10 protein-coding genes are annotated in these 13,680 nt (G+C 63.3%); 5 read left to right on the top strand and 5 right to left on the bottom strand.

Annotated elements, in window-relative coordinates:
* Positions 1–76 precede the first annotated feature (76 nt).
* Positions 77–658 carry a nucleoside deaminase gene (locus tag RAK07_RS05320; protein WP_305731805.1) on the bottom strand — a complete coding sequence of 194 codons (582 nt, stop codon included), beginning with the start codon at positions 656–658 and terminating at the stop codon, positions 77–79.
* Between the two features lie 20 nt (positions 659–678).
* Positions 679–1,389 carry a cupin domain-containing protein gene (locus RAK07_RS05315; RefSeq protein ID WP_305731804.1) on the bottom strand — a complete coding sequence of 237 codons (711 nt, stop codon included), beginning with the start codon at positions 1,387–1,389 and terminating at the stop codon, positions 679–681.
* 220 nt (positions 1,390–1,609) lie between these two features.
* Between RAK07_RS05315 and ettA the strand changes: the two genes are divergently transcribed.
* The 4 genes from ettA (at position 1,610) to lhgD (ending at position 6,167) form a co-directional block, all read left to right on the top strand.
* A complete protein-coding gene (gene ettA, locus RAK07_RS05310; RefSeq protein ID WP_305731803.1) occupies positions 1,610–3,289 on the top strand; it encodes an energy-dependent translational throttle protein EttA in 1,680 nt (559 codons plus the stop codon).
* Between the two features lie 25 nt (positions 3,290–3,314).
* A complete protein-coding gene (locus tag RAK07_RS05305; protein WP_305731802.1) occupies positions 3,315–4,049 on the top strand; it encodes a PilZ domain-containing protein in 735 nt (244 codons plus the stop codon).
* A gap of 313 nt (positions 4,050–4,362) precedes the next feature.
* Complete coding sequence (locus RAK07_RS05300) at positions 4,363–4,950, top strand: anthranilate synthase component II (RefSeq protein WP_305731801.1); 588 nt, start codon at positions 4,363–4,365, stop codon at positions 4,948–4,950.
* Positions 4,947–6,167, top strand: a complete 1,221-nt coding sequence (gene lhgD, locus RAK07_RS05295; RefSeq protein WP_305731800.1) for an L-2-hydroxyglutarate dehydrogenase — start codon at positions 4,947–4,949, stop codon at positions 6,165–6,167. The genes RAK07_RS05300 and lhgD overlap by 4 nt, the downstream gene beginning before the upstream one ends.
* Here the strand turns inward: lhgD and RAK07_RS05290 are convergent, their stop codons facing one another.
* A complete protein-coding gene (locus tag RAK07_RS05290) occupies positions 6,168–9,572 on the bottom strand; it encodes an ATP-binding protein (RefSeq protein WP_305731799.1) in 3,405 nt (1,134 codons plus the stop codon). It abuts the gene before it with no gap.
* Positions 9,573–9,802: 230 nt separating this feature from the next.
* Between RAK07_RS05290 and RAK07_RS05285 the strand changes: the two genes are divergently transcribed.
* Positions 9,803–12,493 carry a valine--tRNA ligase gene (locus tag RAK07_RS05285; RefSeq protein ID WP_305731798.1) on the top strand — a complete coding sequence of 897 codons (2,691 nt, stop codon included), beginning with the start codon at positions 9,803–9,805 and terminating at the stop codon, positions 12,491–12,493.
* 85 nt (positions 12,494–12,578) lie between these two features.
* On the opposite strand, the gene RAK07_RS05280 is transcribed toward RAK07_RS05285, so the two are convergent.
* Together RAK07_RS05280 and RAK07_RS05275 are read right to left on the bottom strand one after the other, a co-directional pair.
* Complete coding sequence (locus RAK07_RS05280; protein WP_305731797.1) at positions 12,579–13,223, bottom strand: DUF6448 family protein; 645 nt, start codon at positions 13,221–13,223, stop codon at positions 12,579–12,581.
* Positions 13,224–13,286: 63 nt separating this feature from the next.
* On the bottom strand, positions 13,287–13,625 hold the full coding sequence (locus tag RAK07_RS05275) for a hypothetical protein (RefSeq protein ID WP_305731796.1): 339 nt from the start codon (positions 13,623–13,625) through the stop codon (positions 13,287–13,289).
* Positions 13,626–13,680 lie beyond the last annotated feature (55 nt).

Here is a 13,680-nt window from a genome sequence, read left to right as displayed (position 1 = left end):
CCCGTTGTATAGCATAACCGGTGGCGTCATCAGCTGAAAAAGAGCGCCGACGCCCCAAAGAGCGACAGATGAGGGCTCAGCGTCCGTTGTAAATCCGCCCCCCCAAGGCTGCATAGCGCTCCAGCACCGCCCTGCCCGCCTCACGCATGAATCCCCGCACTACCTCGATCCCACGCTCCTCCAGGTAGCGGTACGACTCTTCGAAAACCGGTCCCTCATCGAAACCGATCCGGCGGGCATCCTCCGCGTCGGCGGCGCAGACCAGCCGTTCCACGCCGCTCCAGAGTATCCCCCCCAGGCACATGGCGCAGGGAGCGCAGGAGGTGAACAGCTCGTACCGCCCTGCCTGCGCCAGGGTGTGGCTGCCGACGGCCGCCTCGGCCGCCATGATCGCCACCATTTCGGCATGGAGCGTCGAATTGCCGGCCGGCAGCACCAGGTTCATGCCGACCCCGACCGGCCGGCCGCTGGTATGGTCGAAGATCGCCGCGCCAAAGGGGCCGCCCCCTTCCGTGACGTTGCGGTCGGCCAGCGCCACCGCCAGCCCCATCCGGGCTGCGTCATCGGGATAGCGCTCCGCTCCGCTCAGCAGCTCCGCCACCCAGTCCGGCAGCCTGACTTCGAGCGAACGTACCAGCCCGTTTTCACATCCGGCCATATATCCATCCCCTGCTGTCATCATGGCACCCGAACCACCGCGGGCGTTCCCTGCACCCCCAGGTAGAACACAATCAGGCGGGCCGGCTCGATACCGACGGTACGCCCGTTATGCAGCGTGTTCACCACCTCGATAATGACCTCGCCCGCCTTGTACTGCACCGTCCTGCCCCCGGCCAGTTCCACCTTCAGGCTGCCGCCCAGCAGATAGGCGTGGACCGGCACCGGATGTTTGTGCCAGCCGGTCTCGCTCCCCGGCGGCAACTCCACCAGCAGCGCCGTCACCTCCGGCTTTTCGGTCACCGGATAGGCGATCTTCCGGCCATCGGCAGTGACCCCGGTCCTGACCAGCTCCTTGACCACCACCCCGTTCCGGTAGCCGTCGGCGGTATCAACGACCGTCCCTTCAAAAAGCAATGTTTCGCCGCTAAAGTAGCGACCGGTCCCCTGGTGCTCCCAGAACACCTCCTGCCCGCTGCCGTAACGGGCGCCCGAGGCCGACGGGGCCAGCGGCAGGGTAACGGTACGACCATCCGGCATCCGCAGGGTTACCCGCTCTGCCGCCCGGTCGAAGCAGGCGTCCAGTCGTTCGCCGCTGCTGCTGCGGTAGGCTGCCGCGGTCTGCTGCGTGCCGGGGCCGCCACAGTCCAGGGCCTGGGCCGTGCCCACGGACAAAAGCGGCAGGGATGCCATAAGCGCAGCCAGAATCAGTCCGAGCAGTGTTGTTTTCATAGCGTGACTCCTCCTCGATGGCCATCGCCCGGTCGGTCGCGCTGCGGACAGCGCCGACAGTGACCGGTTCCTGCGTACGTTGTATACCACAGTTCCGGGCTCCCGGCAGCGGGTCTTGAACGGTATCCCACAGATGACCCGTAGCAGCGCTGCTAAGTGATTGACAGCACTGCCGGACCATGCCATATAAAACACTTCATTTTCAGGAGGCATTGCACGAATGAGCGTTGACGACAAAAAAGTCATTTACAGCATGATGCGGGTGTCAAAATTCTACGACAAGAAACCGGTCATCAAAGACATTTCCCTTTCCTACTTCTACGGCGCCAAGATCGGCGTGCTGGGCCTGAACGGCTCCGGTAAATCCACCCTGCTCAGGATCATGGCCGGCGTGGACACTGAATTTAACGGCCAGGCGGTCCTCTCCCCCGGTTATACCGTCGGTTACCTGGAGCAGGAACCGAAGCTGGACGAAACCCTTACGGTCCGCCAGGTGGTGGAACAGGGAGTGCAGGAGATCGTCGACCTGCTGACCGAATTCAACGGCATCACCGACAAGTTTTCCGAGCCGGACGCCGACTTCGAGAAGCTGTGCGACCGCCAGGCGGTGCTGCAGGAAAAGCTGGATCACCTGGATGCCTGGGACCTGGACTCCCGCCTGGAACTGGCCATGGACGCCCTGCGCTGCCCCGACGGCGACACCCCGGTCAAGGTACTCTCCGGCGGCGAAAAGCGACGGGTGGCTCTCTGCCGCCTGCTGCTGCAGAAACCGGACATCCTGCTTCTGGACGAACCGACCAACCACCTGGACGCCGAAACCGTGGCCTGGCTGGAAAAACACCTGCACAACTATGCCGGCACCGTCATCGCCGTCACCCACGACCGCTACTTCCTGGACAACGTGGCCGGCTGGATTCTGGAACTGGACCGGGGCGAAGGGATTCCCTGGAAAGGGAACTACTCCTCCTGGCTCGAACAGAAGCAGGACCGCCTGGCCGTGGAGGAAAAACAGGAAAGCGACCGCCGCAAGACCCTGCAGCGGGAACTGGAGTGGATCCGGATGTCCCCCAAGGGACGCCACACCAAATCCCAGGCCCGGATCAGCGCCTACGAGGAGCTGGCCTCCCAGGAAGGTGAAAAGCGGGCCAAGGACCTTGAACTGTACATTCCGGCCGGCCCCCGGCTGGGGGATATCGTCATCGAGGCGGACAGCGTGGCCAAAGGGTTCGGCGACCGCCTGCTCTTCGAGGGGATGACCTTCAAGCTGCCCCGCGGCGGCATTGTCGGCGTCATCGGTCCCAACGGCGCCGGCAAGACCACCCTTTTCCGGATGATCACCGGCGCGGAGCAACCGGACAGCGGCACCATCAGGGTGGGAGAGACCGTACAGATCGCTTACGTGGATCAGAGTCGCGACGCCCTCAATCCCGAGCGCCTGCTCTGGGAGGAGATCAGTGATGGCCAGGAAATGATCCAGCTGGGCAAGCAGACCGTCAACGCCCGCAACTACGTGGCCCGTTTCAACTTCACCGGCGGTGACCAGCAGAAGAAGGTGGGAATGCTCTCCGGCGGCGAGCGCAACCGGGTGCATCTGGCCAAGGTGCTGAAAAGCGGCGCCAACGTGCTGCTCCTGGACGAACCGACCAACGACCTGGACGTGAATACCATGCGGGCCTTGGAAGAGGGACTGGAAAACTTCGGCGGCTGCGCCGTGGTCATCTCCCACGACCGCTGGTTCCTGGACCGGATCGCCACCCACATCCTTGCCTTCGAGGGGGACTCGAAGGTAGTCTGGTTCGAAGGGAACTACTCGGAGTACGAGGAAGACCGCCGCAAACGCCTGGGAACGGATGCTGACCGTCCCCACCGGATAACCTACCGCAAACTCACGCGGGCCTAGCACTGAGTCAGCGCCGGAGCTGCTGATGCATTACGACAAGTATTTCGGACGAGGCCAGAAGGTCTTTCTGATCAACATATCCGACGAACGGGACCAGGAGGTCTACAATTCGTTCACCGGGCAGGTGCTTTCCTGCCTTGACGACCGACTGACCCTGAAGACCCCCTATCGTCTCTTCTCCGGCGACACCACGGCCTTTCGGCACGGCATGCAGTTCAAACTGACCACCGAGTCCCTGGGGATGGGCATCCAGTTGCGGGCGGAGCTGCAGGAGCCGCCCACTCCGGACTCCATCGTGCTCAAGCCCGTGGGTGACCTTTCCGTCTACCAGCGCCGTCAGTCACCCCGGGCCGACACCACCCTGCCGCTGCTGCACGTCTCGCAGAAATCGTCTCTGGAGGCGTTCCGCAAGGAGTGGCGGCGGATTTCCGCCGATCTGCGCCAGCCCAACCCGCCCCGCCTGAAAATGCTGGAAACCGAGTTGAACATCAGCGTCGGCGGCATCCGGTTCGACATGACCCAGGAACCCACCAGCCTCTCGCTGGTGGTGGTGGACCTGCAGGACGGCAACCCGCCGGTCAACGCCGTGGCCGAACTGATCTGGCAGAAGCGCTCCCAGGATAATGAAAAATTCCAATGCGGCCACCGTTTCATCGACATCCTTAAGGAAGACCAGCAGCGGATATCGCAGTTCATCGAGCGCCTGACCGGCGCCAAGCAGCCCGCGGGCCGACAGAAGGAACTGACGGACAGCATGTAACATGCTCTTCCTCCGGAAAATCGCCGACTTTCCCGCCCCGCCCGGCTGTCCGGTTCTCCGTCACTTCAGGACGTCCATTCTCTCTGTTTGTACACTCCGGCATGAGAATCCGCCGAAACAGAAACATAAATATCCAGATGCCAAGACTGATTCCGGGTAGTCCTTTGTCGGCTTTAGTTGAGTTTGTCGTACAAACAAGGCTATATTCTGTTTCCGGCTGCAGCACACTGCTGGAAAAAGCGGGTGCCAGTGCGGCTAGACTCTTGAAGCCCAACAAACATCACATACTGAGATCACACACATAGGTATTGTTATGCTGCTCATGATCGATAATTACGACTCCTTTACCTACAACATCGTCCAGTACCTGGCCCAGTTGGGCGAAGAGGTGAAAGTGGTGCGCAACGACGAGATCGGCGTTGCCGATATCGCAGCCCTCAAACCCGAGCGGATCGTGGTCTCCCCCGGTCCCTGCTCGCCGGAGGAGGCCGGTATCTCCGTGGCCGCCATCCGCGAGTATGCCGGAAAGATTCCGCTGCTGGGGGTCTGCCTGGGGCATCAGTCCATAGGTAGCGCCTTCGGCGGGAAGGTGGTGCGCAGCGTGTCGCTCATGCACGGCAAAACCTCGCCGATCCACCACGACGGCAAGGAGTTGTTCTCCGGGCTGCCCAACCCGTTCAACGCCACCCGCTACCACTCCCTGGTGGTGGAGCGCTCCAGCTTGCCGGACTGCCTGGAGGTGACCGCCTGGGTGGAGAACGGCGAGATCATGGGGATGCGTCACAAGCATCTGCCGGTCTGGGGGGTGCAGTTCCACCCGGAATCGATCCTGACCGAGGGGGGGATGGAACTGCTGAACAATTTCCTCACCCTCTCCCGCCAACATCCGGTACGGCTGTGACGCCCACCCTGCGCGCCGATTACCTGATCATCGGGGCCGGTATCATCGGCCTGGCCCTGGCCCGCGAGCTGAAGTCCCGTTTTCCCGCCGCAGATATCCTGATAATCGAGAAGGAGCCGGACGTGGCCTTCCACGGCAGCGGCCGCAACAGCGGGGTGCTGCACGCCGGGTTCTACTACACCGCCGATTCGCTGAAGGCCCGCTTCACCCGGGACGGCAACCGGCTGGTGAAGGAGTACGTCAAAGCGCGGGGGCTGGCCATCAACGAATGTCACAAGGTGGTGGTTGCCTCCGATGAACACGAGATCGAGGGGATCAGGGAGCTGCAGCGCCGGGGGGAGCGAAACGGCGTGGAGGTGCGGATCATCGACGAACAGGAACTGGCGGAGATCGATCCCAATGCCCGGACCACGCAGATTGCGCTGTACTCACCGACCACCGCCACCGTTGACCCGGTGCAGGTCTGCCACGCCCTGAAGGAGGACCTGGAAGCTGCCGGGGTCCGTTTCCTGTTCAACCAGGGGTACCTGCGGCGCCAGGGGGACCGGGCCGTGGTCACCAGCGGCGGCAGGGTGATCGAAGCCGGCATGACCATCAACGCCGCCGGTCTCTACGCCGACCGGATCGCCCGTGAGTACGGTTTTTCGCAGCAGTACACCATCATCCCGTTCAAGGGGATCTACCTCAAGTACACCGGGCAGGACAAACCGGTGCGCACCAACATCTACCCGGTGCCCAACCTGCAGAACCCGTTTTTAGGGGTACATTACACCGTGACCGTGGACGGCACGGTCAAGATCGGCCCCACGGCCATTCCGGCCTTCTGGCGGCAGAACTATACAGGGCTGGAGCATTTCAGCCTGGGGGAGCTGCTGGAGATCATCGGCTGGGAGTCGCGGCTGTTCCTGGCGGACAGTTTCGGCTTCCGCTCCCTGGCCCTGGGGGAGCTGAAGAAGTACGACCGGAGCTATTTCACCGGCCTGGCAACGAAGATGGTGAAGGAGATCGACCCTGCCGGGTTCAACCAGTGGAGCAGGCCCGGCATCAGGGCGCAACTCCTGAATACGGAAACCAAGGAGCTGGTCATGGACTTCACGGTGGAGGGGGATGGCAGCAGCATCCATATTCTCAATGCCGTGTCCCCGGCCTTTACCTGCAGTTTTCCCTTTGCCGCCTGGGTGGTGGAGCACCATCTGGCCCCGTCGGCCGCCCCCTGATCAGGCGGGCCCGATTTCCGCCCGCTCCACCACCTCCTGCATCGCCTGTACCGTACGTTCGAGCTGCTGCCGCAGTGACGGCAGCAGCCGCTTCATCCGCTCGAAATCGCCATTCTTGCCCGCCCGTTCCATCTGTGCGGCGACCTGCTGGAGCAGTTCCGCCCCCATGTTGCCGGCCGCTCCCCGGATAGTGTGGGCAACCCGGTGGGCAGTAGCGTGCTCTCCCGCAGCCAGAAGCTGTTCCAACTCCTGCACCTGCTGCGGCACCGTGGTGAGGAACACCTCCACCAGGGGCGGCAGGAACGACGGTTCTCCCCCCATCCGCTCCAGAAATTCCTCGCAGTTGAACGCCACGGCACCGTCGTTGCCGGCAGCAGCATCGGAAATGGCCGGAACAGCGGAAGACGTCGCCGCCGCAACCTCTTCAGCCGACGGCTTCACGGACCGCCGGGATGCTCCGTCCGGTCCGTGAAGCCATTTTGCCAACACCTCTTCGAGATCCCGGGGGCGAACCGGCTTGGGCAGGTAGTCGTTCATGCCGACCCCCAGGCAGCGTTCGCGATCTTCCTGCAGAACACTGGCGGTCATGGCGATGACCGGCAGGTCCGGGTTGAGCACACCGGACTCGGGACGGCGCAGCCGCAGGGTGGTTTCGACGCCATCCAGCAGCGGCATGTGGAAATCCATCAGCACCAGGTCGTAACTGACGGTGCGCAACGCCTCCAGGGCCTCGTAGCCGTTGCCCACCGTGTCGGCCCGGTAGCCGAGCCGCCGCAGGATTGACAGGGCCACCTGCTGGTTGACCTGATTGTCCTCCGCCACCAGGATACGGAACTGCTGCCGGAACGCGGCCAAGCGGGGATCGGCGGCGGCGTCCGGTACATTGTCGGAAAGACCGGCCGCCCCGTTTTCCCGGCCGTCGCGACAGTCCGCCTCCGCTGCCCGCGCCAGCCACAGGGTGAACCAAAAGGTGGAGCCCCGCTCCGGCTGGCTTTCCGCTCCAATCTCCCCCCCCATCAACTCCACCAGTTGCCGGCAGATGGCCAGTCCCAGTCCGGTACCGCCATAGGTGCGGGTGGTGGAGTTGTCCGCCTGGGTAAAGGGGGTAAAGAGCCGGGAAACAACCTCCGGCGGAATGCCGATGCCGGTATCTTCCACCCGAACGTGGAGCCTGACCAGCCCCTCCCGCTCCTCCGGTGCGGAGACGCTGATCCGGATTTCTCCCGTTTTGGTGAACTTGACGGCGTTCCCTCCCAGATTGAGCAGGACCTGCCGCAGCCTGCCCGGGTCCCCCTCCAGCAGCTCCGGCACCTCCGGCGCCACCGTACAGACCAGGTTCAGCCCCTTTTCCCACGCACGCACCGCCAGCAGCTGGACGGTCTCCTCCACCAGGGTCCGGAGGCTGAACGGCACCAGCTCAAGACTCATGCAGCCGGCCTCGATCTTGGAAAAATCCAGGATATCGTTGATGATGGCCAGCAGGGATTCGCTGCTGGTACGCACGACCTCGGCATACCGGCGCTGCTCGGTGGTGAGGCTGCTGTCCAGCAGCAGGCCGGTCATGCCGATCACCCCGTTCATCGGCGTGCGGATTTCGTGGCTCATGGTGGCCAGGAAGCTGCTCTTGGCGCGGCTGGCAGCTTCAGCCCGCAGCAGGGCGTCGTCCAGTTCCACGTTCTTCAGCTCCAGTCGTCCGGCAAATTCGGCCAGCTGCGCGGTGCGCTGCCGGACCTGCTCTTCAAGGTAGCTCCGCCGCCGTATCACCAGGTTGATGAGCAAACAGAGCCCCAGGGTGATCAGCAGGCCGATCCCTCCCACCAGCAGACCGGCACGGGCCGGATAGGCATCACGAAACACCTGGGAGGGCTCCATGACCACGGCGTATGCCTGACCGTAGATAAACAGGGGATAGCGGGCCGTCAATGCCCTTCCGGGAATCGGCTCCGGCGTCAGCGGTACCCCGGCAGACTCCGGGTGCGGCTGCGCGGCCAGCAGCAACGGCTCGTTGAACTGATCGAGCTGATAGAACGTAGCATGAAGCGGCAACTGCCCCAGCAGAGAGCGGTGCAGCGTCACGGCCAGCACGGTTTGCGGCGTGAGAGAGGCCAGAATGAACCCCTCGATCCGGTGGGAGTGCACCTGGGTCCGTGCGAAGACCGGCATAACCACCGCCACTTCAGGCTGGCCGCGCTCCAGGCTTTCAGTTGCAATGGGGTCAGTAGCCACGCAGAGCCCGGTTCGGGCGGCAGTCTCCAGGGCGGCCCGGTACGGCGCCAGCCGGGCCAGGTTGCCGGCTGGCGCTCTGCGGTCGATTGTCTGCGACTCCAGATAGTGTACCAAAACGCGCTGCGGGTCGCGACCATTCCTGTCGCGGGGCGCCCAGGCGAAATAGCCGATGGCGGTACTGTTCAGAAGCGGCCGGGTATAGCTGGCGAACTCCCGGCTGGTCACCTCGTCGCTCGCCTCCATCAGGCGTGCCAGGCCGGCCACCTGCTCCCGTACCAGCCGTAGCGTGTCCTCTACGGCAAGCGCCTGACCGTAGGCAAAACGCTGGAACAGTTGTCGCAGGAAACGGACTTCGAACTGGTGCGCCAGCAGGGACGTGAAGAGAGTGGCGCTGATGGTGAGGCAGGCCGTCAGCAGCAGTTCGAGGTGGCGCAACTGATGACGGCGTGCCGGGGGCAGCCGGTCCCGGCGGACCAGGAGGTAGCGGCCGAGCAGGAGCAGCAGCGCCAGTAACTGGGCATAGATCAGCGGTCCGCGGGCGGCTTCCAACAGTTCACGCTGCCAGTCGTCGGAAACGATGTCGATCCCCACCACCAGCACGGGTCGGCCGGTACGGCGGTCCGGCAGCGCCGCAAAGGCACTGACGAAGCTCCCGTATTCATCCCTGAAGGGACCGATGGTGCGGGCTTCGCCGGTGGCAAAGACCTCGAGCAGTTCGGCGGGAGGCTGTCGATACACGGTTCCCGGCGCCGATGCCAGCGGGTCGTCGGGACTCAGGCTCTCCGGTCCGAACAGTATGACGTTGTTCCGCTGAACCATGCTGTAGATGCTGCGGCAGCGCAGGAGACGGACGTAGGCGCTCATCTGCTGCGCCAGTTGCCGGAATTCGGGATGGGTGCGATCGGCGGTGGAAAAGGCCAGGGACTGGATACGTTCGGGAGCAATGGTGCCGGCAACGCCGGCAGCGTGGCGCAGCAGCTCTTCCCGCATGAAACGGTCGACAACGGAACGGTTCCACAGGGAACCGGCCAGACCGCCCAGCAGTACCACCACGAGGAGCAGCGGAAACAGGCCGGCACCACTCCCCCCTACCCCGTCCCGATCGACGGCCCAGGGGCGCCGGATCAGCCAGTAGAGACTGCACCCCAGCAGGGTGTAAAGAATGTACTGCGCGATCATGGTCATTGCACCCTCATACAACGAACGGGTGGCCCGTCGCCGGCCGGCCCCAATAGAGGACTATTTACATCTTAATTTCCTACTGCACTATCTGTACCTTATCAAGCGGAATGTCAATGTCAATCGCAGTCAAACGGCCGGGGAAGCGCATCTTGACCCGGAGTGGATACCGGGATATAGTGTTCGATCTTTGTTGCTGACTACCTGCGCCACGGACAGGATGGAACACAATGGAAACCAGAGAACTCGCCAAAGGGTACGAACCCCACGATGTAGAGCAACGCCGCTACCGGGAGTGGCTGAACAAGGGCTGTTTCAGCGCCGCCGGCCAGTCGGAGAAGCCGGCCTACAGTATCGTCATCCCCCCCCCCAACGTCACCGGCGCCCTGCACATGGGCCATGCCCTCAACAACACCCTCCAGGATATCCTCTGCCGCTGGAAGCGGATGCAGGGGCACAACGTACTCTGGATGCCCGGCACCGACCATGCCGGTATCGCCACCCAGAACGTGGTGGAGCGTCAGCTTGTTGCTGAAGGTACGGACCGTCACGACCTAGGACGCGAAGCGTTTATCGAGCGGGTCTGGCAGTGGAAAGCGGAATCCGGCGGCCAGATCATCGGCCAGTTGAAGCGCCTGGGCGCCTCCTGCGACTGGGGACGCGAACGCTTCACCATGGACGAGGGGCTGTCCAAAGCGGTGCGCACCGTCTTTGTGAAGCTGTTTGAGGACGGCTTGATCTACCGCGACAACCGCTTGATCAACTGGTGCCCCCGTTGCCACACCGCTCTCTCCGATATCGAGGTGGAGCACGAAGAGAAGAAGGGGTATCTCTGGCATATCCGTTACCCGGTGGTGGGGCAGCCGGACCGTTTCGTCACCGTGGCCACCACCCGCCCGGAAACCATGCTGGGGGATACGGCGGTGGCGGTGCATCCCGAGGACGAGCGCTACGCTGACCTGCATGGCGCCAAGGTGCTGCTGCCGCTGGTGAACCGCGAAATCCCGGTGGTTGCCGACGACTACGTGGACCGCGAGTTCGGCACCGGCGTGGTCAAGATCACCCCGGCCCACGACTTCAACGACTTTGAAGTGGGGGCGCGGCACGGTCTGGACAAGATCAACGTCATGGACGAGTCCGGCGTGATCAACGCCGCCGGCCACCAGTACGAAGGGATGGAGCGTTTTGCCGCCCGCAAGAAGATCGTGGAAGACCTGGAGGCCGCCGGGCTGCTGGAGAAGATCGACGACCACGGCCTGTCCGTGGGGGGCTGCTACCGCTGCAAGACCGTGGTGGAGCCGTACCTGTCGCTGCAATGGTATGTGAAGGTCGGCCCCCTGGCCGAGCGTGCCCTGGCGGCGGTGAAGGACGGCCATACCCGTATCCTGCCCAAGCAGTGGGAAAACACCTACTACGACTGGATGGAGAACATCCGCGACTGGTGCATCTCCCGCCAGATCTGGTGGGGTCACCGTATTCCCGCCTGGTTCTGCGACCACTGCGGCACGGTGACCGTGGCCATGGAGGACCCCACCCACTGCAGTCACTGCAACAGCGACGAGATCCGCCAGGAAACCGACGTGCTGGACACCTGGTTCTCCTCGGCGCTGTGGCCCTTCTCCACCATGGGCTGGCCGAAAAAAACGCCGGAGTTGGCCACCTTCTATCCCACCGCCTGCCTGGTGACCGGCTTCGACATCCTCTTCTTCTGGGTGGCCCGCATGATGATGATGGGGCTGCACTTCATGGATCAGGTGCCGTTCAGGGACGTCTACATCCATGCCCTGGTGCGGGATGCCCAGGGTCAGAAGATGTCCAAGTCCAAGGGGAACGTCATCGACCCCCTCACCGTGATCGACCAGTACGGCACCGACGCCTTCCGCTTCACGCTGGCCGCCTTCGCGGCCCAGGGACGGGACATCAAGCTGGCGGAAGAGCGGATTTCCGGCTACCGCAACTTCTGCAACAAGGTCTGGAACGCGGCCCGCTTCACCCTGATGAACCTGGAGGGGTACGATCCCGACACCGGAGCATTGGAGCCGCAGCGGCTCTCCGACGCGGACAAATGGATCCTGCACCGCCTGAACGAAACCGTCCGCGAGACCAACCGTGCCCTAGAGGAGTATCGCTTCAACGAGGCAGCCATGACTCTCTACCAGTTCACCTGGAGCGAGTTCTGCGACTGGTACCTGGAGCTGGCCAAGCGGGACCTGCATGGCGGCAGCGAACGCCGGGGCACGGTTCAGCACGTGCTCTGGACCGTGCTGGAACACCTGCTGCGGCTCCTGCACCCCATCATGCCGTTCATCACCGAGGAGATCTGGCAAGCCCTGCCCAAGGGGACGCATTGCGCCCTGCGCGGCTCCGGCGGTGCCTGGTCCGACACCATCATGCTGGCCCCCTACCCCCGGTTCCGCAACGACTGGCAGTTTGAGCCCGAAGCGGCCCGTATGGAGCAGATCATGGAGGTGATCTCCGCCATCCGCACCATCCGGGGAGAAATGGAAGTGCCGCCCTCGCGGGAGATCGGCGTGCTGCTCTCCGCGTCGGTACGCAGTGCCGAAGAGCTGGCCAGGGGGGCAGCCGACCAGATCCGCGCCCTGGCCCGGGTGTCCGATCTGACCGTCGGCAGCAACCTGCCCAAGCCGGAGGATGCCGCAGTACAGCCGGCCGGAAAGTTCCAGGTCTACGTGCCGCTCAAGGGGCTGGTGGATGTGGCGGAGGAGGAAAAACGCCTCCAGAAGGAAATCGGCAAGCTGGACAAAGAGATCGAGCTGTTCTCCAAAAAACTCGAAAACCCCAGCTTCGTGGACCGGGCACCGGCGGATATCGTGGCCAAGGAAAAGGCCAAGCTGGCTGAGGTCACTGCCAAGAAAGCCGTGCTGGAGGAGAGTCTGGAGAAAATCAGGGCGTTGAAGTAGGCCGGGAGCGCTAAGCAGAGATAGTGCGGGTAGCGACATTTCATCAACACGGGCGGGGGAAACCCCGCCCGTGTGTCGTACCCGGTTAGTGATCGTGTGTATGCTTCGATTTCCCGTGTTTCTCGTGCCGTTCCGTTTTCGGGTGGGCGTCGTGGCCGTGGTCTGTGCCGCCTCCGCTGGTCAGCGCCTCGACGTAGTGGGTAAAGACCACGTAGTCGCGCACGTAGCGTCGGCCGGCCTCCACCGAGGTGTCGGCCGTAGCGCGGCTGGCGGCTGCCTTGCCGAAGCGTTCGTGCAGCCCCTTTTTGACCACCTCGGTCACGATCCTGACCAGCTCTGCATCATCGCCGCTGACCAAGGCCCGGTCCGCTGCGGCAATGGCCGGATCAACGGATCCGGCCGGCTTCACACCGGTGTAGGGAGCGCCTTCCGAGGCACGGTGTACCTTTACCAGCAGTTCAAAAAAGTGGCGCTCTTCTTTCTGCCGCCGCGCAGCATCGAGCTTTCCCACGGCCAGGGCCTTTTTGAAACCGCTGGTCACCTGTTTTTCATCCTGCTTGCGCACCCACTTCAGCACCGGGGTAACGTCCCCCTTCTCCAGCGCGATGCGGGCGTCCTGAATTACCGGACCGTCGAGGGTGTCACAGTGGGCAAAGACGGACGGAGCCGTCAGGGCGGTGCCTGCGGTCAGCAGGGCCGCCGCCATAAGAGTTCGTACCTGTTGTTTCATGATGGTTCTCCTTATCGGCAAAGTGAACTGCGTGTGATGGACTGCGTGATACAGGGAGTGCTGTCACACGTTGCCTTCGGGAGGGATGAACGGCGGGTCGCCGGGCCGCATCGATGCTGATCTCTCAGCGGGAGCGGCATAGGAACTGACAGATGGAGGGTGAACGAGGAGAGGGACGGAGCCGGGCAGCACCTTCTCTCCCTGCTCGCAGAGGCTGCAGGGAAGCGAACCGCTCTGCGTCGGGTTAGAGGGTGATGCCGGCAGTTCAAGGTGGATCGGCTCCTCGGCATGGCCCAGCAGGGTACCTTCCTCCAGGATATGGACGATCACGCTTCCCGGCGCCATCAGGTAGAGGGCAAGGAGCAGGAGCGCAACAATTCTGGCCGGGCTGCCGACAGACATGAACATCTCCCCCCTACAGAAATGTCATACTAATAGCATCAGGCTCCGCAACCTC

This window comes from Trichlorobacter ammonificans (assembly GCF_933509905.1).
Taxonomy (GTDB): domain Bacteria; phylum Desulfobacterota; class Desulfuromonadia; order Geobacterales; family Pseudopelobacteraceae; genus Trichlorobacter; species Trichlorobacter ammonificans.
This window is presented reverse-complemented; position numbering and strand designations above follow the sequence as displayed.

Bases quoted from the DNA above. Each gene is read 5' to 3' on its own strand.
- RAK07_RS05320 (WP_305731805.1), bottom strand. From the start codon at position 658: ATGGCCGGATGTGAAAACGGGCTGGTACGTTCGCTCGAAGTCAGGCTG.
- RAK07_RS05315 (WP_305731804.1), bottom strand. From the start codon at position 1,389: ATGAAAACAACACTGCTCGGACTGATTCTGGCTGCGCTTATGGCATCC.
- ettA (WP_305731803.1), top strand. From the start codon at position 1,610: ATGAGCGTTGACGACAAAAAAGTCATTTACAGCATGATGCGGGTGTCA.
- RAK07_RS05305 (WP_305731802.1), top strand. From the start codon at position 3,315: ATGCATTACGACAAGTATTTCGGACGAGGCCAGAAGGTCTTTCTGATC.
- RAK07_RS05300 (WP_305731801.1), top strand. From the start codon at position 4,363: ATGCTGCTCATGATCGATAATTACGACTCCTTTACCTACAACATCGTC.
- RAK07_RS05290 (WP_305731799.1), bottom strand. From the start codon at position 9,572: ATGATCGCGCAGTACATTCTTTACACCCTGCTGGGGTGCAGTCTCTAC.
- RAK07_RS05285 (WP_305731798.1), top strand. From the start codon at position 9,803: ATGGAAACCAGAGAACTCGCCAAAGGGTACGAACCCCACGATGTAGAG.
- RAK07_RS05280 (WP_305731797.1), bottom strand. From the start codon at position 13,223: ATGAAACAACAGGTACGAACTCTTATGGCGGCGGCCCTGCTGACCGCA.
- RAK07_RS05275 (WP_305731796.1), bottom strand. From the start codon at position 13,625: ATGTCTGTCGGCAGCCCGGCCAGAATTGTTGCGCTCCTGCTCCTTGCC.